Origin of the sequence: Sphingomonas sp. Leaf37, assembly GCF_920939475.1 — a bacterium.
GTDB lineage: Bacteria > Pseudomonadota > Alphaproteobacteria > Sphingomonadales > Sphingomonadaceae > Sphingomonas.
This window is the reverse complement of record NZ_CAKLAX010000003.1, coordinates 554,468-573,549: the sequence shown is the minus strand read 5'-3', so window position 1 is coordinate 573,549 and position 19,082 is coordinate 554,468. Positions and strand designations below refer to the sequence as shown.

The 19,082-nt window shown below is 67.9% G+C and carries 19 protein-coding genes; 5 read left to right on the top strand and 14 right to left on the bottom strand.

All coding sequences use genetic code 11. The annotated features are described in order from the left end of the window. Window positions 1-35 precede the first annotated feature (35 nt). The 5 genes from LRA87_RS12395 to LRA87_RS12375 all read right to left on the bottom strand — a co-directional run bounded on the left by LRA87_RS12395 (window position 36) and on the right by LRA87_RS12375 (window position 8,142). Window positions 36-521, bottom strand: a complete 486-nt coding sequence (locus LRA87_RS12395) for a hemerythrin domain-containing protein (protein ID WP_230632278.1) — start codon at window positions 519-521, stop codon at window positions 36-38. A 62-nt stretch (window positions 522-583) separates the two neighbouring features. After that, on the bottom strand, window positions 584-1,831 hold the full coding sequence (locus LRA87_RS12390) for a putative DNA modification/repair radical SAM protein (protein WP_230631767.1): 1,248 nt from the start codon (window positions 1,829-1,831) through the stop codon (window positions 584-586). A gap of 73 nt (window positions 1,832-1,904) precedes the next feature. Beyond that, complete coding sequence (locus LRA87_RS12385) at window positions 1,905-5,291, bottom strand: chromosome segregation SMC family protein (RefSeq protein ID WP_230631766.1); 3,387 nt, start codon at window positions 5,289-5,291, stop codon at window positions 1,905-1,907. Between the two features lie 169 nt (window positions 5,292-5,460). Next, on the bottom strand, window positions 5,461-7,053 hold the full coding sequence (gene nadB, locus LRA87_RS12380) for an L-aspartate oxidase (protein WP_230631765.1): 1,593 nt from the start codon (window positions 7,051-7,053) through the stop codon (window positions 5,461-5,463). 165 nt (window positions 7,054-7,218) lie between these two features. Continuing rightward, window positions 7,219-8,142 (bottom strand): ABC transporter ATP-binding protein, encoded by a 924-nt coding sequence (locus LRA87_RS12375; protein WP_230631764.1) that lies wholly within the window; start codon window positions 8,140-8,142, stop codon window positions 7,219-7,221. A gap of 114 nt (window positions 8,143-8,256) precedes the next feature. Between LRA87_RS12375 and LRA87_RS12370 the strand changes: the two genes are divergently transcribed. Next, window positions 8,257-8,490 (top strand): zinc-finger domain-containing protein, encoded by a 234-nt coding sequence (locus LRA87_RS12370; protein ID WP_230631763.1) that lies wholly within the window; start codon window positions 8,257-8,259, stop codon window positions 8,488-8,490. Between the two features lie 18 nt (window positions 8,491-8,508). Then, the gene (tldD, locus tag LRA87_RS12365; RefSeq protein ID WP_230631762.1) at window positions 8,509-9,951 is read left to right on the top strand and encodes a metalloprotease TldD; all 1,443 of its coding nucleotides are present in this window, start codon (window positions 8,509-8,511) and stop codon (window positions 9,949-9,951) included. Here tldD and LRA87_RS12360 read toward each other — a convergent pair. Then, window positions 9,948-10,244: a CcdB family protein gene (locus tag LRA87_RS12360; RefSeq protein WP_230631761.1), complete on the bottom strand. Its 297-nt coding sequence runs from the start codon at window positions 10,242-10,244 to the stop codon at window positions 9,948-9,950. The two genes, tldD and LRA87_RS12360, sit on opposite strands and share 4 nt — an antisense overlap. Beyond that, on the bottom strand, window positions 10,244-10,489 hold the full coding sequence (locus LRA87_RS12355; RefSeq protein WP_230631760.1) for a type II toxin-antitoxin system CcdA family antitoxin: 246 nt from the start codon (window positions 10,487-10,489) through the stop codon (window positions 10,244-10,246). The genes LRA87_RS12360 and LRA87_RS12355 overlap by 1 nt, the downstream gene beginning before the upstream one ends. A 46-nt stretch (window positions 10,490-10,535) precedes the next feature. Between LRA87_RS12355 and LRA87_RS12350 the strand changes: the two genes are divergently transcribed. From LRA87_RS12350 to LRA87_RS12340, 3 genes are all read left to right on the top strand, one after another. Further along, on the top strand, window positions 10,536-10,742 hold the full coding sequence (locus LRA87_RS12350; protein WP_230631759.1) for a putative signal transducing protein: 207 nt from the start codon (window positions 10,536-10,538) through the stop codon (window positions 10,740-10,742). Window positions 10,743-10,876: 134 nt separating this feature from the next. Then, window positions 10,877-11,215 (top strand): P-II family nitrogen regulator, encoded by a 339-nt coding sequence (locus tag LRA87_RS12345; RefSeq protein WP_017980283.1) that lies wholly within the window; start codon window positions 10,877-10,879, stop codon window positions 11,213-11,215. A gap of 19 nt (window positions 11,216-11,234) precedes the next feature. Further along, window positions 11,235-12,599 carry an ammonium transporter gene (locus tag LRA87_RS12340; protein WP_230631758.1) on the top strand — a complete coding sequence of 455 codons (1,365 nt, stop codon included), beginning with the start codon at window positions 11,235-11,237 and terminating at the stop codon, window positions 12,597-12,599. A gap of 396 nt (window positions 12,600-12,995) precedes the next feature. On the opposite strand, the gene ribH is transcribed toward LRA87_RS12340, so the two are convergent. From ribH to LRA87_RS12305, 7 genes are all read right to left on the bottom strand, one after another. Beyond that, the gene (gene ribH / locus LRA87_RS12335; RefSeq protein WP_230631757.1) at window positions 12,996-13,415 is read right to left on the bottom strand and encodes a 6,7-dimethyl-8-ribityllumazine synthase; all 420 of its coding nucleotides are present in this window, start codon (window positions 13,413-13,415) and stop codon (window positions 12,996-12,998) included. Window position 13,416: 1 nt separating this feature from the next. Then, window positions 13,417-14,568 carry a 3,4-dihydroxy-2-butanone-4-phosphate synthase gene (ribB, locus tag LRA87_RS12330; protein WP_230631756.1) on the bottom strand — a complete coding sequence of 384 codons (1,152 nt, stop codon included), beginning with the start codon at window positions 14,566-14,568 and terminating at the stop codon, window positions 13,417-13,419. After that, window positions 14,558-15,163 (bottom strand): riboflavin synthase, encoded by a 606-nt coding sequence (locus LRA87_RS12325; RefSeq protein WP_230631755.1) that lies wholly within the window; start codon window positions 15,161-15,163, stop codon window positions 14,558-14,560. Before LRA87_RS12325 ends, ribB begins: the two co-directional genes overlap by 11 nt. Next, on the bottom strand, window positions 15,148-16,161 hold the full coding sequence (gene ribD / locus LRA87_RS12320; RefSeq protein ID WP_230632276.1) for a bifunctional diaminohydroxyphosphoribosylaminopyrimidine deaminase/5-amino-6-(5-phosphoribosylamino)uracil reductase RibD: 1,014 nt from the start codon (window positions 16,159-16,161) through the stop codon (window positions 15,148-15,150). Before ribD ends, LRA87_RS12325 begins: the two co-directional genes overlap by 16 nt. Window positions 16,162-16,178: 17 nt before the next feature. Continuing rightward, window positions 16,179-16,526, bottom strand: a complete 348-nt coding sequence (locus LRA87_RS12315; RefSeq protein ID WP_230631754.1) for a hypothetical protein — start codon at window positions 16,524-16,526, stop codon at window positions 16,179-16,181. A 372-nt stretch (window positions 16,527-16,898) separates the two neighbouring features. Beyond that, on the bottom strand, window positions 16,899-17,582 hold the full coding sequence (locus LRA87_RS12310) for an energy transducer TonB (RefSeq protein ID WP_230631753.1): 684 nt from the start codon (window positions 17,580-17,582) through the stop codon (window positions 16,899-16,901). Between the two features lie 104 nt (window positions 17,583-17,686). Then, entirely contained in the window at window positions 17,687-19,015 is a 1,329-nt protein-coding gene (locus tag LRA87_RS12305) for a glutamate--tRNA ligase (protein ID WP_230631752.1), read from the bottom strand. Between the last annotated feature and the right edge of the window lie 67 nt (window positions 19,016-19,082).

Here is a 19,082-nt window from a genome sequence, read left to right as displayed (position 1 = left end):
GTAGGTTTGCAGGGATGGGCGTCCGCCTCACGTAATCAGTCGCGTTCGTCGCCACCGGGGGGATTGGCCTTCGCCAGCTCCAGCTCCTCGGGCTTGCGCTCCTCGTAGATCGTCGCGAGTTCGGCTTCGGTCTTGTCGTCGAGTTCCTCGGCGGCGGCGGGGAACATCTCTTCCTCTTCCTCGGTGATGTGGTGTTCGTAGCGGCGGCGCATGTGGAAGAACTTTTCGCTCCACGCATCGGAGCCGAATTCCACGTCGGCCATCTCGCCGAGCAGGTCGTCGACCTCCTTGTGTTCGCTGACCGAATGGCGGGCGTCGTCGCGCAGTTCGGGATCGCGCAGCATCGTCGCGTAGAGCGACTCCTCCTCGGCGGCGGCGTGGCTCTGGATTTCGAGGCGGAAGGCCTCGAACAGCCGCTGCCGCTCCTCGCCGGCACCCTGCATGTCGGCAAGCTGCTTCAGCATGTCGCGTTGCTTGTCGTGATCCCGCTTCAGGTCCGCGTAGATTTGTGCCAGCGCCATCATGATCTCCTTCGGCTCACCCAACCGGCGAGCGTCCGGGTCGTTTCACTTGTGAGTCATTCTCACGCGGCGAAAAGCTCCAGCTGCTGCTTCTTCGGTGCGATGAGCGTTTTCAGTTCGGCGCGATCGGTGAGTGCGACCGGGCGCCAGTCCTCGGCAATGAGGAACGGGCGCATCTTGGCGATGCTGACGGTCAACCTCGCGACATCATCGAGGCGGAGGCGGCGCCAGCGGCGCGTGGCGATGATCCGGTCGACCGCCTTTACGCCGAGGCCCGGCACGCGGAGCAACATCTCGCGCGGGGCGCGGTTGACGTCGACCGGAAAGCTTTCGCGGAATTTCAGCGCCCAGGCGAGCTTGGGATCGATGTCGAGCGGCAGCATGCCGGTGGCATCGTCCGCCGCCGCGACGACCTCGTGCGGCTTGTAATCGTAGAAGCGCATCAGCCAGTCGGACTGGTAGAGCCGGTGTTCGCGCATCAGCGGCGGGCGTTGCAGAGGCAACACCGTGCTGGCGTCGGGGATCGGGCTGAACGCGCTGTAATAGACGCGGCGCAGGCCGAAGCGATCGTAAAGCGTCGAGGCGCGGGTGACGATCTCGCCATCGGTCGCGGCGTCGGCGCCGACGATCATCTGCGTCGACTGGCCGGCGGGGGCGAAGCGCGGCGCGGATTTGTACTTCTTGCGGGCGTCGCCGTTGTCGGCGATCGAGGTCTTCACGTCCTTCATCGCGCCCTCGATCCGCGCGCCGTCCTTTTCCGGCGCGAGGCGCTTCAGCCCGCTGACCGTCGGCAGCTCGACGTTGATCGAGACGCGGTCGGCGTACAGCCCGGCCTGATGGACCAGTTCGGGATCGGCATCGGGGATGGTCTTGAGATGGATGTAGCCGCGGAAATGGTGATCCTCGCGCAACGACCGCGCGACCTCGACCATCTGTTCCATCGTGTAGTTAGACGATTTGATGATGCCGGACGAGAGGAACAGCCCCTCGATATAATTGCGCTTGTAGAAGGCGATGGTCAGATTGACGACCTCCTGCGCGGTGAAGCGCGCGCGGCGGACGTTGCTGCTCTTGCGGTTGATGCAATAATGGCAGTCGAAGATGCAGCTGTTGGTCAGCAGGATCTTGAGCAGGCTGATGCAGCGGCCATCGGGAGCGTAGGCGTGGCAGATGCCCATGCCCTCAGTCGAGCCCAGCCCCTTGCCGTCGCGGCTGTTGCGCTTTTCGGTGCCCGACGACGCGCAGGAGGCATCGTATTTGGCGGCATCGGCGAGGATCGCGAGCTTTTCACGGGTGTCGAGCTGCGCCATCCGTTCGATATACGTTCCGCGACAGCGAGCGACAAGGGCGATGGCTGCAATAGGATATTGATCGACCGCAACATCATTCCGCCGCGAGCAATGTCGTCGCGCCGCCTAGATCAACTGACACGAGCCGGCTGACGCCGCGTTCGACCATGGTGACGCCGAACAGGCGGTGCATCCGGCTCATCGTCACCGCATTGTGGGTGACGATCAGATAGCGCGTGTCGGTCTCCTGCGTCATTCGGTCGAGCAGGTCGCAGAAGCGTTCGATATTGGCGTCGTCGAGCGGTGCGTCGACCTCGTCGAGCACGCAGATCGGCGCGGGGTTGGTGAGGAAGAGCGCGAAGATCAGCGCGACGGCGGTCAGCGCCTGTTCGCCGCCGGACAGGAGGGTGAGCGATTGCAGCCGCTTGCCGGGCGGTTGCGCCATGATCTCAAGCCCCGCCTCGAGTGGATCGTCCGAATCGATCAGTTCGAGATGCGCGGCGCCGCCGTCGAATAACGTGGTGAACAGGCGGCGGAAATGTCCGTCGACCGCCTCGAACGCGGCGAGCAGGCGCTGGCGCCCTTCGCGGTTGAGCGTGCCGATCGAGCCGCGCAGGCGGTTGACGGCCTGCCCGAGTTCATCGCGTTCGGCGGCGTTGCTCTGGCCTGCGGCTTCGAGCTCGGCCAGTTCGGTCGCGGCGACGAGGTTGACCGGGCCGATGCGTTCGCGATCGGCGGACAGACGTTCGTGGATAGCGGCTTCCTCCGCAGGCGTGCGGACATCGGCGACGGCGAAATGCAGCCGTTCGGGAAGGACCGGCGCGGGGCATTCGAAGCGTTCGCCGGACAGGCGACCCATCTCGACGCGGCGCAGGTCCTGGTTTTCGAGGCGGGCGGCGGTGCCGGCGCGGGCTTCGCGCGCCTGCGACAGCGCTTCGACGGCGCGGCGGTGGGCGTCGTCGGCGTGGGCCAGCGTGGTAGCGGCGGTGCGCTCGGCGGCAGCTTGTGCGTCGGCCTCGACACGGGCGGCGGCATGGTCGGCCTCTTGCGCGGCGATCGCGACGTCGAGGGCGGCGGGGCGATCGGCGACGTCGGCGGCTTCGGTGGCGAGCGCGGCATCGCGCTTGTCCATGTCGGCGATCCGTTTCGCGGCCTCGCCAGCGCGCGCGCGCCAGCTGCGGGTGTCGGCCTGTGCGGCGGCGAGGCGTTCGCGGTTGCTCTGGACGGCGCGGTCGAGGGTGGCGCGGCGTTCGCGGGCGGTGGCAACTGCGGTGCGGTGGTGGTTCGCGGCCTGCGTCAGTGCGGCGACGGCGGCGGCGCTCTCTCGTCCGTCCGGCAGCGCATCGCGGGCCGTGCGGGCGGCGGCGAGGTCGGCCTGCGCTTCGGCCTGTTCGGCGGCGATGCGGGCGGCACGGGTGTCGAGGTCGGCGCGCTGGCCGGCGAGCCGTTCGAGTGCGGCGGCGGCGCGATCCTCGGCGCGTTCGGCGTCACGGGCGGTGGCTTCGGACTGGTTGAGCGTGGCGCGGGCGGTCTGGGCGGCGGCGCGCGCGGTGGCGATGGCGCGGTCGATCGCGGCGCGGGCGTCGTCGGCTTCGGCAAGGGCTGTGGCGGCGACGGGGCGGGCGGCTTGCAACGCCTTCAGCCGGTTGAGGCGTTCGAGCCGTTCGGCCGCCGCCGCGCCGTTACCGGTGGCGACGAAGCCGTCCCAGCGGCGCAAGGTGCCGTCGCGGGTGACGAGGCGCTGGCCGACCGCGAGCGGCTGGCCGGTGTCTTCGGCGACGAAGATCTGGGCGAGGCGACGGGCAAGCGGGGCGGGGGCCTCGACATGGGTGGCGAGCGGTTCTGCGCCAGCGGGTGGCGCGGGGTCCGATGGGTGCGGGGCGGCACCGGTCCATGCGGCGAGGCCTGCCTCCAGATCGTCGCCCAATGCGGCGCCGAGGGCGCGTTCATAGCCGGCGGCGGGGGTGAGATGGTCGAGCAGGCGGTCGCGGCCGGTGCGCTGCGTCGCCCTGGTGAGCGCGGCGGCTTCGCTGTCGAGGGCGGCAAGATCGGCACGGGCGGTGGCGCGCGCGGTTTCGGCGGCGTCGCGGCCGGCGAGCGCGGTGCGTTCGGCGGCTTCGGCTTCGGCGAGCGCGGCGCGGGCGGACTCGATCGTGGCGGCGGCGGTGCGGCGGCGCTGGGCGGCGTCTTCGCGGGTGGTGGTGAGCGGGGCGGCTCTGCCCAGGGCGGCGATGGCCTGGGCGATAGCGGCGGCCTCGCGAGCGGCGCGGTCGGCGCGGGTTTGCGCCGCGGCGAGGGCGGCGGTGGCGACACGGGTTTCGGCGGCTTCGCTAGCCTGTCGGGTGAGGCCCTGTGCGAGCGCGACCTCGGCATCGCGGGCGTGGCGTTCGGCCTCGGCAAGCGCGGCGTCGAGGCGGGGAGCGTCGTCTGCGGCGGACAGGATCGCGCGGTCGAGCGCCTTCACCTCGTCTGACAGGCTGGCGAGCGCGGCGGCGGCATCGGCGGCGAGCGTACCTTCGCGGGTTCGGTCTTCGGCGATGCGGCGACGGGAGTCGGCGAGGTCGGCGACGCGACGGGCGGCGGCGGTGCGTTCGGTGCGGAGCGTGGCGAGCTGGTGGCCCGCTTCGCTGGCGCGGTCGCGGGCGGCAAGGGCGGCGGCGCGGGTGGTCGCTAGCGCTTCGGCGGCGGCGTGCCGGGCTTTGGCGGCGGTGTGTTCGGCGGTGGTGGCGTCGGTAACGCGCGCTTCGGCGGCCTGCGCGTCGGCTCGGGCGGCATCGGCGGCGGCGACGGCGTCGCGCCAGCGGGCGAAGATCATGCGGGCTTCGGCGACGCGGATCTGTTCGGAGAGCGCGCGGTAGCGTTCGGCGGCGCGGGCCTGTCGGCGGAGCGCGGCGGCGCGGGTGTCCTGTTCGGCGATCAGTTCATCGAGACGGACGAGGTTGGCTTCGGTGGCGCGGAGTTTCTGTTCGGCGTCCTTGCGGCGGACATGCAGGCCCGCGATCCCGGCGGCTTCCTCGAGCATCGCGCGGCGTTCGGCGGGCTTGGCGGCGATGACCGCGCCGATGCGGTTCTGGCTGACCAGCGCCGGACTGTGGGCGCCGGTGGCGGCGTCGGCGAACAGCAGGCCGACATCCTTGGCGCGGACGTCGCGGCCGTCGATGCGATAGGCGCTGCCGGCGCCGCGTTCGATGCGGCGGACGACCTCGCGCTCGTCGCCGTGGCTGGCGTCGAGCAGGATCGACACCTCGGCGAAATCGCGCGGCGGGCGGGTGGCGGTGCCGGCGAAGATGACATCGTCCATGCCGGCGCCACGCAGCGATTTCGCGCTGTTCTCGCCCATCGTCCAGCGGAGCGCTTCGAGCAGGTTGGATTTGCCGCAGCCGTTGGGGCCGACGACACCGGTCAGCCCGCGCTCGATACGAAGATCGGCGGGGTCGACGAAGCTTTTGAAGCCGGCGATGCGGAGCCGTTTGATCTGCACGGGATCGCTCAGTCCTCCCCCGCGAGGGGGAGGGGGACCGTTGGGCGGAGCCGAATGATGGTGGGAGAGGTGGGCGAGGTGCTACGTGATGACGTTCGAAGCTTGCCTCCCCCTCCGTCACGGCTTCGCCGCGCCACCTCCCCCTTGCGGGGGAGGAATGATCGGGGCGTCATGGCACCAGGACGGTGTCGACCGCCTCCGGCAGCGTTTCGGGATAGTCGAGCGTGTAGTGGAGGCCGCGGCTTTCGTGGCGGTGGAGGGCGGAGCGGACGATCAGGTCGGCGGTCTGGAGCAGGTTGCGCAGCTCGATCAGGTCGGGGGTGACGCGGAAGTGGCCATAATGTTCGGCGACCTCGTCGGTCAGCATCTCGATCCGGCGTTTGGCGCGTTCGAGGCGCTTGGTGGTGCGGACGATGCCGACGTAATTCCACATGAAGCGGCGGATTTCGGTCCAGTTCTGCTTGATGACGACCTCTTCGTCCGAATCGGTCACGCGGCTTTCGTCCCACGGGCGGATCACCGGCACCGGGGGCAGCGCGTCCCAGTGCGCGGCGATATGATCGGCGCACGCCTCGCCGAAGACGAAGCATTCGAGCAGGGAGTTGGAGGCGAGGCGGTTGGCGCCGTGCAGGCCGCTTTCGGTGCATTCGCCCGCCGCATAGAGTCCGGGCAGGTCGGTGCGGCCGTCGCGATCGACGACGATGCCGCCGCAGGTGTAATGCTGTGCCGGCACGACGGGGATCGGCTGCGTCGTCATGTCGATGCCGAGACCGAGCAGCTTTTCGTGGATGTTGGGGAAGTGGCCGCGGACGAAGTCGGCGGGCATGTGGCTGATGTCGAGGTGGACATAGTCGAGGCCGTAGCGCTTGATCTCGGCGTCGATCGCGCGCGCCACCACGTCGCGGGGGGCGAGTTCCATGCGTTCGGCGTCGTAATAGGACATGAAGCGCTTGCCGGTGGCGGGGTTGATCAGTCGCCCGCCCTCGCCGCGCACCGCCTCGGTGATCAGGAAGTTCTTGACCTCGAGATTGTAGAGGCAGGTCGGGTGGAACTGCATCATCTCCATGTTGGAGACGCGCGCACCCGCCCGCCATGCCATCGCGATGCCGTCGCCGGTCGCGCCGCGCGGGGCGGTGGAGAACAAATAGGTGCGGCCCGCGCCGCCGGTGGCGAGGATCGTCGCCTTCGCCGTGTAGAGCGCGACGTGGCCGGTGTTGCGGTCGACCGCATAGACGCCCCAGACGTTGCCGGCGCCCGAATAGCGCTGTTCATGGCGGCTGGTGGCGAGGTCGATCGCGACCTGATCGGGGACGAGGGTGATGTTGGGATGCGCCTCGGCGGCGCGTTGCAGCGCCTCCTGCACCGCCCAGCCGGTGGCGTCGGCGACGTGGACGATGCGGCGATGCGAATGGCCGCCTTCGCGGGTGAGGTGGAGGGCGTTTCCCTCGGTGGCGAAGGGGACGCCGAGTTTGGTCAGCCGTTCGATCGCGGCGGGGGCGCCCTCGACGACGAACTCCACGATATCGCGGTCGTTGAGGCCTGCGCCGGCGACCATCGTATCCTCGACATGGTTGTCGAACGTGTCGCCGGGTTCGAGGACGGCGGCGATCCCGCCCTGCGCCCAGGCGGTCGACCCTTCGTTGAGCGCGCCCTTGGCGAGGACGGTGACCTTGAACCGGTCCGCGAGATTGAGCGCCGCGGTGAGGCCGGCCGCGCCGGAGCCGACGATGAGGACATCGCTGGTGTGGGCCGAGTCGGTCATCGGCGAGGTCCGCGGAAGTTGCCGAAGTTGACGGTACGTGCCGGTCGGAAACACTCCTCGCGAGATGACGTGTGCGGAGGGGTGGCGAGGGTCTGGAGCCGGTGCATAGGGATGCTGTGGCACAGATGGCAGTGTGTAGGACAGGTGGTTGTTGTGGGGGGGGGGCTAGACGTTGGAGGCGCGGGTCAGGCTCAGGAATACGTCCTCCAGGTCCGGCTCCTTCGTCGTCACGTCGACGATGCCGAAGCCGTCGTGCTGGACTGCCGCCAACACTTCGCCGGCGTTGACGCGATCTTTGGCGTAGGTGATTTCCAGCGTGCGCGCGCCCTTGAGCACGATCTTGCCGAAGCAGGCGTTGTCGGGGAGCGTCGCGACGTCGCGATCGACGGTCACTGCGACGACCTTTTCCTGTGCCTTGCCGACGAGTTCGCGGGTCGGTTCGTTGGCGATCAGCTTGCCGTGGTTGATGATCGCGATGCGGTCGCAGAGTTCTTCCGCTTCTTCGAGATAGTGCGTCGTGAGGACCACGGTGACGCCGGCCTGGTTCAGTTCGCGGACGTAGGCCCAGAGTTGCTGGCGCAGTTCGATGTCGACGCCGGCGGTCGGTTCGTCGAGGACGAGGACGGGGGGCGAGTGGACCATTGCCTTGGCCACCATCAGCCGTCGCTTCATGCCCCCCGACAGGGTGCGGGCGTAGGCGTTGGCCTTGTCCTCCAGATGCACCGCGCGGAGCAACTCCATCGAGCGGCGTTCGGCCTTGGGGACGCCGTACAGGCCGGCCTGGATGTTGAGCGTCTCGATGGGCGTGAAGAACGGGTCGAACAGGATCTCCTGATTGACGATGCCGATCGACGCCTTGGCGTTGCGCGGGTGGGCGTCGATGTCGAAGCCCCAGATTTCGGCGTTGCCGTCGGTCTTGTTGACCAGCCCCGCCAGGATGTTGATCAGCGTCGACTTGCCCGCGCCGTTGGGGCCGAGCAGGCCGAAAATCTGGCCTCTCGGCACGTCGAAGCTGACCCCGTCGAGCGCGCGCTTGCCGCCCTGATAGGTCTTGCAGAGGTTCTGGATGCGGATCGCGGCCTCGGTCATGGCCTGCGGAATACGCCTATCATTAGGCGGCGCAAGTGGCGGCACCACCAATGACGAAGAAGGTGTGAGTGGGAAGGATTGAAGAGGGTGCCGCGCCTTGCTATCCGCACGGCCATGATCCCGCCGCCCGAAACCGTCCGCGTATCCCAGCGCCGTGTCGCCTGCGACGGCGCCACCGACATTCCCGGCGGGGCCGCGCTCGGCCATCCGCGGGTGTTTTTGCAGATCGACGAAGAGGGCTATGTCGATTGCGGCTATTGCGATCGGCGCTTCGTGCTGATCGGTGGCCCCGCCGATGGAGCGGATCAATCGAAACTGCCCGATCATCCGGATGGCGCGAGCGTTTAACGCGCCTATATTGGCGGCATGACCCCACAGTCCCTTGGCGCTGCCGATCCCCGCTCGTTCCTGTACCGCGACGCCCTGTCGCCGGACGCCGCCCTCCGCCTGACCGCCGATGCGCTCGGTAAAGCCGACGACGGCGAATTGTACCTGCAATATCGCCGGGCGGAGGCGTTCGGCTTCGACGATGGCCGGTTGAAGACGGCGAGCTACGACACCAATGCGGGCTTCGGCCTGCGCGCGGTGTCGGGCGAGATGACCGCATTTGCGCATGCCAACGAATTGTCGGAAGCCGCGATCAAGCGCGCGGGCGAGACGATGGCGCTGATTGATCCGACGACGAGCGCCAAGGCACCACCGCCGCAGGGCAACAACCGGCATCTGTACACCGACGCCGATCCGCTCGATCTGGTGCCGTTCGCCGACAAGGTGAATTTGTGCCAGACGATCGACGCGGCGGCGCGCGCGCGCGATCCGCGGGTGGCGCAGGTTTCGGTCGGGCTGTCGGGTACGTGGAGCGTGGTCGAGGTGGTGCGGCCCGATGGCTTCGTCGCGACCGACGTGCGGCCGCTGGTGCGGCTCAACATCCAGATCGTCGTCGAGCAGAACGGCCGGCGCGAGACGGGGACGTTCGGAATCGGCGGGCGCTATCTGTACGACCGGTTGTTCGATGCGGCGATCTGGAACCGCGGGATCGACGAGGCGCTGGCGCAGGCGCTGGTCAATCTCGATTCGGTTGCGGCGCCGGCGGGCGAGATGACCGTGCTGCTCGGGCCGGGCTGGCCGGGCGTGATCCTGCACGAGGCGATCGGCCATGGGCTGGAGGGCGATTTCAACCGCAAGGGGACGAGCGCCTTCTCGGGGCGGATCGGCGAGCGCGTTGCCGCGCCGGGCGTGACGGTGGTGGACGACGGGTCGATCCAGGACCGGCGCGGGTCGCTGTCGATCGACGACGAGGGTACGCCGACGTCTGAGACGGTGTTGATCGAGGACGGCATCCTGAAGGGCTATATGCAGGATCGGCTGAATGCGCGGCTGATGGGTGTCGCGCCGACGGGGAATGGCCGGCGCGAGAGCTTCGCGCACGCGCCGATGCCGCGGATGACGAATACGTTCATGAAGGGCGGCAACGACGATCCGGGCGAACTGCTGTCGCGCGTCAAGCGGGGTATCTTCGCCAAGAGCTTCGGCGGCGGGCAGGTGGATATCGTGTCGGGCAAGTTCGTGTTCTCGTGCACCGAGGCGTATCTGATCGAGAACGGCAGGATCGGCGCGCCGATCAAGGGCGCGACGCTGATCGGCGATGGGCCGACGGTGCTGACCAAGGTGACCGGAATCGGCAACGACTTTGCGCTCGACGAGGGCATCGGCGTCTGCGGCAAGGGCGGGCAGAGCGTGCCCGCGGGCGTGGGGCAGCCGACGTTGCTGGTCGATGGGCTGACGGTGGGCGGGACGGCGACGGGTTAGAAGCCGCCCGTCAGGAAGTCGATCGCGCCTTTGATCGCCCATTCTTCATGGGCGAGCGATGCGACGGGTGCCTTCAGCGTGCTGGCATCGACCGTCGAGGCAAAGTGGGTGGCGAGCACCCATTGTTGCCCATCGAGCGTCAATAGGGGGTTGAGCCGGCTCGTCGGGCTTGCATCCGCGTCCGGCGCGATCAAGGGTATCACGAGGCGGGTGGCGTGAACCGAGGCAAGCGGCGACTGCACGTCGACGACGTACGTCGTGTCCCGCAGCAGATAGACGTCGAATTGCGCCATCAGAACAGACGATAGGCGTCGAGCGGATGGCCGTTCTTCTCATACCATCGATTCCACCCCTCGATCGCGTCCTTATTCTCTTCCCTCCAACGCCGCTCCATCTCGACCTTTGCAGCCTGACGTATTGCCGCCTCGCTGATCTGCGAGAGATTGAGGCCATGCTCGCGGGCAACGGCGACGATCCCCGTATCCAGCGAGACATTCACAGGCTTCCGCTTGCCCGACGCGATCGGATCGTGCTTCATGCAGAGAAACTATGCGCATGAGCTGTGCGCGTCAATGGAGAGCCGTATGAGCCTCGTCGAACTCGGGCGGTATGACCGCAACCTTGCCAACATCATCGTCGGGCGGCTGGATGCGGAGGGGATGGATGCGATCGCGTTCGATGGCGGATCGAGCATCGCCGACGGCAGTTACCTGCTGATCCCGGTGCGGGTGATGGTGGACGAGGACGACCTGTCCGCCGCGCAGGCGATCGTCGCTGCTGCTGAAATTTAAGGCAGCGGCGGCAGGCTGCTCATTATTCTATCGTTAATGGGTCTGCTTCGGGCGCTTTGTCCCGCCTGAACCCGTCGTTTCGCAACTGGCACGATGGTTGCGATGCCGCCCTTCGGACAATCGAGGGGGCAGGGATGAAGCTGGTTATTGCGATCATCAAGCCGTTCAAACTGGACGAGGTGAGGGAAGCGCTCACCACGTTGGGCGTGGCGGGAATGACGGTTACCGAGGTCAAGGGGTTCGGCCGGCAGAAGGGCCAGACCGAAATCTATCGCGGCGCCGAATACAGCACCAACATGGTGCCCAAGATCAAGATCGAGGTGGTTTGCGCCGCGGACCTCGCCGACCGGGTGGTCGAGGCGATCCAGGCATCCGCGAACACCGGCGCGATCGGCGACGGCAAGATCTTCGTGCTCGATGTCGGACAGGCGGTGCGCATCCGCACCGGCGAAACCGACGATTCGGCGCTTTGAGGCTGTGAGGGGGGAATCGATGAAGCACGCACTTAAGATCGCGGGCGCTGCAGGGCTGACCGCCCTCGCGTTCGCCGCCATGCCCGCCTGGGCGCAGGACGCCGCATTGCAGGCGCCGCCGGCTGCCGCGCCGGTCGTGGCGACCGTCAACAAGGGTGACACCGCCTGGATGATGACCTCCACGGTCCTCGTCATGATGATGATCCTGCCCGGCCTCGCGCTGTTCTACGGCGGTCTTACCCGTTCCAAGAACATGCTGTCGACGATGACGCAGATCGGCGCGGTCGCGTGCCTCGCGATGCTGCTGTGGGTGATGTACGGCTATAGCCTGGCGTTCGGGCCGGACCTGACCAGCGGCCTGTCCAACGTGATCGGCAGCCTCGACAAGGCGTTCCTGAAGGGTGTGACGCCGGCATCGCAGGCGGCGACCTTCACCGCGGGTGTCGAGATCCCCGAATATGTCTTCATCTGTTTCCAGATGACCTTCGCTGCGATCACGATCGCGCTGGTGCTGGGTTCGGTGGTCGAGCGGATGAAGTTCTCCGCGGTGATGGCGTTCGCCGCGGTGTGGCTGACGATCGTCTATTTCCCGATCGCGCACATGGTCTGGGCCTCGTCGGGCTTCTTCTTCAAGGCGGGCGCGCTCGATTTCGCCGGTGGCACCGTGGTGCACATCAACGCCGGTGTCTCGGCGCTGGTGGCGAGCATCATGCTCGGCAAGCGCATGGGCTATCCGACGACGCCGATGCCGCCGCATTCGCTGACGCTGACCGCGGTCGGCACCGGCCTGCTGTGGGTGGGCTGGTTCGGCTTCAACGCCGGTTCCGCGCTGGAGGCCAATGGCTCGGCGGGTCTGGCGATGATCAACACCTTCGTCGCCACCGCCAGCGGTGCGCTGTTCTGGATGCTGGCCGAGCGCCTGCGCGGTCACAAGGGATCGGCGCTGGGCTTCTGTTCGGGCATCGTCGCCGGTCTGGTGGCGGTGACGCCGGCAGCGGGCAACTCGGGTCCGTTCGGCGCGATCGTGCTGGGTGCGGTCGCATCTCTGGTCTGCTTCTTCGCGGTATCCGTGCTGAAGCCGAAGCTGGGCTATGACGACGCGCTCGACGCCTTCGGTGTCCATGGCATCGGCGGCATGGTCGGCGCGATCGGCACCGGCATCGTCTACGCCCCGTCGTTCGGCGGGCCGGGGGCTGCGGATTACGCGATGGGCGCGAAGCTGCTGGTTCAGGTCGAGGCGGTGGTGGTGACCATCATCTGGGCGACGATCGGCACCGTCATCGCGATGCTCATCGCCAAGGCGATCACCGGCCTGCGTGTCGCTCCCGAAGTCGAGCAGGAAGGCCTCGACCTCGGCGAGCACGGCGAGCGCGCCTACAACTGATTTGAAGATCGGGCGCGGGGGCAGCAGATCCCCGCTCCCCACGACGTTCCTCCTGCGGACGACCTTGACCCGGTGCGGCGACGTACCGGGTCTTTTTTTGGTATGCGGAGGTGGGGGTGTTTTCGGGCAAGCGCGAGGAAGAAGGTTGGTTCGCGCGAAGGCCCGACGACGCGAAGGAAGAAGAAGGTTGGTTCGCGCGGAGACGCGGAGACGCGGAGGTGTCGCGCTTGCCTCGCCTTCGGCAGACCATTCGGCCGTCGATCCCGGTATCGCCGTTGCGCTAGGAGAGAGGCTGCGCCGCCACCCCTCTTCTTCTCCGCGTCTCCGCGTCTCCGCGCGAACCAACCTTCTCTTCGCGTCTTTGCGGCTTCGCGTGAATGATGAAGCCCGGTTACGTCAGCCCATACTCTCGCGCAAAGCCAGCATCGCCAGTGCCGCCTGAGCCGCGCCGCCGCCCTTGTCGAGCTGGCCCGGATCGGCGCGGACGATGGCTTGCGCTTCGTTTTCCGTGGTCAGGATGCCGTTGCCGATCGCGAGGCCGTCGAGCGTCAGCGCCATGATCCCGCGCGCGCTCTCGTTGGAGACGATCTCGAAATGATAGGTTTCGCCGCGGATCACGACGCCCAGTGCGACGAAGGCGTCGTAGCGGTCGCTGTCCGCCGCCAGGGCGATCGCGCCCGGCACCTCGAGCGCACCCGGCACGGTGATCGTGTCGTGGGTGTGACCCGCCGCCTCGATCGCGGCGCGGGCGCCGGCGACGAGCATGTCGTTGAGATGGTCGTAGAAGCGCGCTTCGACGATGAGGATATGCGCCATGTCAGGCTCCCGTATCTTCCGGCGTTTCGATCGCGCGTTCGCCGACGATCGACAGGCCGTAGCCGTCGAGGCCGACCAGCGTGTGGTGGGTGTTGGTAAGGAGGACCATTTCCTCGACGCCCAATTCGGTCAGGATCATCGCGCCGACGCCGTAATCGCGCAGCTCTTCCATGTCCTCCTTCGGCAGCGTGCCGGCCTTCGCCTGCAGCGCGACGGTGAACTGGTCGGGGCGGGGGCGGTTGATGACGACGATGACGCCGGCGCCTTCGTCCGCGATGATCTCCATCGAGCGGCGGAGCAGGCCGGCGCGGTCGCCGCCCTCGCCGAAGATGTCGGCGAAGGGGGACAGCGCGTGCATGCGGACGAGCGTCGGCTTGGCGGGATCGACCTTGCCCTTGACCAGCGCGATCTGTTCGCTGCCGGTCGCCTTGTTCCAATAGGTGAGCGCGGTCCATTCGCCGCCCCATTCGCTGACGAAGCGGGCTTCGGCGCGTTTTTCGACGAGATGGTCGTAGCGGCGGCGATAGGCGATCAGATCGCGGATCGTGCCGATCTTGAGATTGTGGAATTGCGCGAAGGTGACGAGGTCGTCGAGGCGCGCCATCGTGCCGTCCTCGTTCATGATCTCGCAGATCACGCCCGAGGGGTTGAGGCCGGCGAGCCGCGACACGTCGACCGCCGCTTCGGTATGGCCGGTGCGCACCAGCACGCCGCCGTCGCGCGCGACCAGCGGGAAGACGTGGCCGGGCGTCACGATCTCGTCGCGCGATTTGGACGAATCGATCGCCACCGCGACGGTGCGCGCGCGGTCGGCGGCGGAGATGCCGGTGGTGACGCCGTCGCGCGCCTCGATCGAGGTGGTGAAGGCGGTTTCGTAACGGGTGCCGTTGTTGCGGCTCATCAGCGACAGGCCGAGTTCCTCGACGCGTGACTTGGTGAGCGCGAGGCAGACCAGCCCGCGGCCGTGCTTGGCCATGAAGTTGATCTTTTCGGGCGTCGCCATTTGCGCCGGGATCACCAGGTCTCCTTCGTTCTCGCGATCCTCGTCGTCGACCAGGATGAACATCCGGCCGTTACGCGCCTCGTCGATGATCTCTTCGGGCGACGACAGGAAGGCGTGCCTCAGGCGGGCGAGTTCCGGCTTAGCGGCCACGGTAATGCTCCATGCGTTGCAGATAGCGGGCGAGGACGTCGATTTCGATATTCACTGCCTGGCCCTGTTGCAGGGTGCCGAGCGTGGTGACCGCCTGGGTGTGGGGGATCAGGTTCACGGTGAAGTGCGTCGTATCGCCGCGATCCTCGACCGTGTTGACGGTGAGCGACACGCCGTCGATCGTGATCGAGCCCTTGGGCGCGATGAAGGGCGCGAGCGCGGCGGGGACGGCGAAGCCGATCCGATGCGATTCGCCTGTAGGCACGATCGACAGCACTTCGGCGATGCCGTCGACATGGCCGGTGACGATATGGCCGCCGAGTTCGTCGCCCAGCTTCATCGCGCGTTCGAGGTTGAGCTTGCGGCCCGCGGTCCACTGGTCACGTGCGGTGCGGCTGATCGTTTCGCCCGACACCTGCACGTCGAACCATGCCGGTCCCTTGTCGACGACGGTGAGGCAGACACCCGAACAGGCGATCGACGCGCCGAGGTCGACGGTGTCGGTGTCGTAGGCGGTGGCGATGCGGATGCGGGTATCGCCACGGTGATCGACCGAGTCGATGGTGCCGATATCGCTGACTATGCCGGTGAACATGGGCTGCGCTCGTAGACCTCACATCGATCGGTGCCAAGCTGCCGCGCATCGTGCAGCCGCCAGCGTCCGTGTGCCGTGCCGAGATCGGCGAGGCCGATGGCGCCGATGGCATGCTTGCCGCCGCCGATCAGGATCGGCGCGCGGTAGAGCAGGAGGCGGTCGACGAGGTCGGCGTGGAGGAAGGCGGCGGCGGTGGCGGCGCCCCCTTCGATCAGGAGGTGATCGGCGGGGAGGGTGGCGATGTCGTTGGGGGCGGTGATCCAGAGTGCGTCGCGCTCACCCTCACCCTTCCGCGCCTCCGATGCTCCCTCCCTCTCCCGCCGGGAGAGGGATGAGGAAGGGTGAGAGGACAGGATGACCCGCATGGGGCTGCGATCTTCCAGTCCGGGCAGCCGTACGTCGAGGCTGGGCTCGTCCACCTCCCACGTGCCGCGGCCGACGAGGATCGCGTCGTGGCGGCTGCGTTCGAGATGGGCGTGGGCGCGGGCCTGTGGACCGGTGATCCAGCGGCTGGTGCCGTCCGCCAGTGCGATGCAGCCGTCGAGCGAGGTAGCGAGTTTCAGCGTCACGAACGGGCGGCCGAGGCGTTGGCGGGTGAGGAAACCCGCCATGCTGCGCGTCGCCTCCGCAGCGCGGGTGCCGATCGTCACGGCGATGCCGGCATCACGCAGGCGAGCGGCGCCGATGCGATCCGTGCGCGGGTCGGGGTCGCCGAGCGCGATCACCACGCGGGCTACGCCGGCGGCGATCAGCAGGTCGGCGCAGGCGGGACCACGGGTGGAGACATGGGCGCAGGGTTCCAGCGTCGTATAGACCGTCGCGCCGCGCGCGCGCTCGCCGGCCTGCGCCAGCGCCATGGCCTCGGCATGGGGGCGACCGCCGGGCTGGGTGGCGCCACGACCGACGACGACGCCCGCACGAACGACGACGCAGCCGACGTTGGGATTGGGACAGGTCCGCCCGCGCGTCCGCTCGCCGAGCGCGAGCGCGACACCCATCCAGCGCCCGTCGTCGGCTACAGGCCCCACTTGCTCATCGCGTCGTCGACCTGCTTGAACTGGCTGCGCAACTTCTCCTCGCGCGCCTTCTGGGCAGCGATGCGCTTGTCCTGTTCGACCTTGTCGATCTCCTGCTGCGCCTTGATCTGCGCATCCGTGCGGTCGGCGCGGTAGTTGTTGAAATAGATGATGTTCGGGGAATAGGGTTCGGGCGGAATGTCGTTGCGCATGAACGCGTAGACGAAGAAGCCGGTGACCCCCATCGCCAGCACCAGAAAGCCGAGTTCGTACGGCTGACGTCCGCTGAGGAACAGGCGCAGGTCCCTGTAGGCGCGGACCGGCGAAAAGCGGCTGAAGAACTGCATGACGGCGAATGTAGGGGGGCGGGGGCGGCTAGGCCAGTGGTCTGTGGTGGATGGATGATCGGCGCCCTGGCGCGTCGACTTCTGCCTTCATCGTTGCGGGCGGAGGCCGCAGGGCTGGTTCGGCTGACGTGGCGGTGGCGTGCCGCCCGTCCCGACCACCATCGTTGCCACCGCACCCGCGCGTTTTCCGGGGGGGGGCGTTGTTCAAGGCGGGCACGTATTGCCCGGTTACGGGGATGGGGTCTTCGGCATGTGTCGCCCGATGTGCTCCCGCTTTCGCGGGAGCACATGAGATGCGGACGGTGGCTCGGCCCCTCCTGCTCGGCGACCTTTCGCCCCTGCCTCCTCAGCCTGCCTCCTCAGCCCGCCTCCTCAGCCCGCATCCTCCATGCGGAAGGTCAGGGACATCGTCCGCCACGCCTCGACCGGAACGTCGCCGCGGGTGGCGGGCTTGAAGCGCCACGACCGGAGCGCCCGGTCCTGCGTCACCTGCCAGAAGGCGTCGCTGGTCGCGGTGACGCGCTCGATCTGCTTCACGCGGCCGTCGATGCCGACCAGCACGCGAACGGTGACGCGGCCGTCGCGGTTGGCGCGGCGCTCTGCCGGCGGATAGGTCGGCTGAAAGGCGCTGGCGTAACGGGGATCGACCTGCGGCGCGATCAGCGGGGGCAGCGGGGGCAGCGGCGCGGGTGTCGCGATGACGACCGGACCGGGATCGCTGCCGATGATCGGAGTCAGCGGCGGTGTCGGGACGATCGTCGTGGTGGTGACGAGGTCGGACGTGGATGGCGTGGGTACGATCGGGTTCGGGGCGACGATCGTTTCGGTCGGGCGGTTGGCGACGACCTCTTCCGTTCTCGGCTGCGGCGTGGGTGGTTCGGGAGGAGGCTGATCGATCGGAATGTTGGTGGTCTCGAGGATACGGACGGGATCGCCCGGCAGGATCGTCGGCCCGGCGAACATCAATGCAGCGACCAGCCCCGCGTTGATCGCGATGGCGGCGGTGAGGCCACCGGGGTTGAAACGGGTCGGCTGGGCGTGGCGGTCTGCGTACATGATCCGTCTCCTGTTCGTGTTCGACTCGATTGCGTCTCCTTGAGGAGGTGAATGGTACGTTGTAACGTTACGACGTCAAGTATCTAATCTCATGGCAATGACGATCAGGCGGACAACCGCCCCACCGTCCGCTCGCGGCCGATCAGCGGCAGCAGCGCTGCCATGTCCGGGCCGTGATCCAACCCGGTCAGGGCCTGTCGCAGCGGCAGGAACAGCGCCTTGCCCTTGCGGCCGGTCTCCTGTTTCAGCGCGTCGGTGAGCGCGTGCCAGGGGTCGCCGGCCCAGTCGATCGCTGCCGCCACTGACGCGGCCTGCGCCAGATAGGCTCGCGTGTCGTCATCGAACGCCGGGGCATCGACCGGTCCCTCGATCACGCGCCACCAGTCCGCCGCCTCTGCGATCCGCGACAGATTGGGGCGCACCGCATCCCATTCCGCACCGCCCATGCCGGTCGGCAGCCGGTCCGCGACGCGGATATGGGGCAGTTGGTGGATGATCCGGGCGTTGACCTGCGCCAGTTCCGCTTCGTCGAACCGGGCCGGTGCCCGGCCGAAGCGGGTGAAGTCGAACGCGGAGATCAGCGGCGCGGGATCGACCATCGGCTCGACCGGGTCGCTGGTGCCGATCCGGGCGAGCAGCGCGATCACCGCCTGCGGCTCGATCCCCTGTTCGCGGAAATGCTCCACGCCCAGCGAGCCGAGGCGCTTCGACAATTTGCCCTCCGCGCCGGTCAGCAATGCCTCGTGCGCGAAGCGCGGTGCGGGCACCCCCATCGCTTCGAACATCTGCAATTGCAGCGCGGTGTTGGAGACGTGATCCTCGCCGCGGACGACATGGGTGATACCGAGATCGGCGTCGTCGATCGCAGACGGGAGCATATAGAGCCAGGATCCGTCGGCGCGGCGGACGACGGGGTCGCTCATCGTCTTCGCATCGAACGCCTGGGGCCCGCGGATCAGATCGTCCCATGCGATCGGGGCGTCGTGGTCGAGCCTGAAGCGCCAGTGCGGGCGGACGCCGTCCGCCTCCAGCTGCGCACGATCGGCTTGCGACAGCGACAGTGCGGCGCGATCGTACACCGGCGGCAAGCCGCGACCGAGCAGGATCTTGCGCTTGAGATCCAGTTCCTGCGCGGTTTCATACGCAGGATAGATGCGACCGGCGGCGACCAGCGCATCGAACCGCACCTGATAGAGCGCGAATCGCTCCGACTGGCGCACCTCCAGATCGGGATCGAGGCCCAGCCAGCCGAGGTCGGCGCGGATGCCGTCGACGAACCGCTCTTCCGATCGCTCGGCATCGGTATCGTCGATGCGGAGCACGAACCGGCCGCCCTGCGCGTGCGCGAACATCCAATTGTGCAGCGCCGCCCGGATGTTGCCGACATGCAGGCTGCCGGTGGGGGAAGGGGCGAAGCGGGTGGTGACGGTCATGCCACGCGCCTAGTCAGTGGACCGCTCGCGAACAAGGTGGACCGGATGCGGACCGTGCGTGTCCGAT

Coding starts and splice junctions, on each gene's coding strand:
- LRA87_RS12395 (WP_230632278.1), bottom strand. CDS start 521: ATGGCGCTGGCACAAATCTACGCGGACCTGAAGCGGGATCACGACAAG.
- LRA87_RS12390 (WP_230631767.1), bottom strand. CDS start 1,831: ATGGCGCAGCTCGACACCCGTGAAAAGCTCGCGATCCTCGCCGATGCC.
- nadB (WP_230631765.1), bottom strand. CDS start 7,053: ATGACCGACTCGGCCCACACCAGCGATGTCCTCATCGTCGGCTCCGGC.
- LRA87_RS12375 (WP_230631764.1), bottom strand. CDS start 8,142: ATGACCGAGGCCGCGATCCGCATCCAGAACCTCTGCAAGACCTATCAG.
- LRA87_RS12370 (WP_230631763.1), top strand. CDS start 8,257: ATGATCCCGCCGCCCGAAACCGTCCGCGTATCCCAGCGCCGTGTCGCC.
- tldD (WP_230631762.1), top strand. CDS start 8,509: ATGACCCCACAGTCCCTTGGCGCTGCCGATCCCCGCTCGTTCCTGTAC.
- LRA87_RS12360 (WP_230631761.1), bottom strand. CDS start 10,244: ATGGCGCAATTCGACGTCTATCTGCTGCGGGACACGACGTACGTCGTC.
- LRA87_RS12355 (WP_230631760.1), bottom strand. CDS start 10,489: ATGAAGCACGATCCGATCGCGTCGGGCAAGCGGAAGCCTGTGAATGTC.
- LRA87_RS12350 (WP_230631759.1), top strand. CDS start 10,536: ATGAGCCTCGTCGAACTCGGGCGGTATGACCGCAACCTTGCCAACATC.
- LRA87_RS12345 (WP_017980283.1), top strand. CDS start 10,877: ATGAAGCTGGTTATTGCGATCATCAAGCCGTTCAAACTGGACGAGGTG.
- LRA87_RS12340 (WP_230631758.1), top strand. CDS start 11,235: ATGAAGCACGCACTTAAGATCGCGGGCGCTGCAGGGCTGACCGCCCTC.
- ribH (WP_230631757.1), bottom strand. CDS start 13,415: ATGGCGCATATCCTCATCGTCGAAGCGCGCTTCTACGACCATCTCAAC.
- LRA87_RS12325 (WP_230631755.1), bottom strand. CDS start 15,163: ATGTTCACCGGCATAGTCAGCGATATCGGCACCATCGACTCGGTCGAT.
- ribD (WP_230632276.1), bottom strand. CDS start 16,161: ATGGGTGTCGCGCTCGCGCTCGGCGAGCGGACGCGCGGGCGGACCTGT.
- LRA87_RS12315 (WP_230631754.1), bottom strand. CDS start 16,526: ATGCAGTTCTTCAGCCGCTTTTCGCCGGTCCGCGCCTACAGGGACCTG.
- LRA87_RS12310 (WP_230631753.1), bottom strand. CDS start 17,582: ATGTACGCAGACCGCCACGCCCAGCCGACCCGTTTCAACCCCGGTGGC.
- LRA87_RS12305 (WP_230631752.1), bottom strand. CDS start 19,015: ATGACCGTCACCACCCGCTTCGCCCCTTCCCCCACCGGCAGCCTGCAT.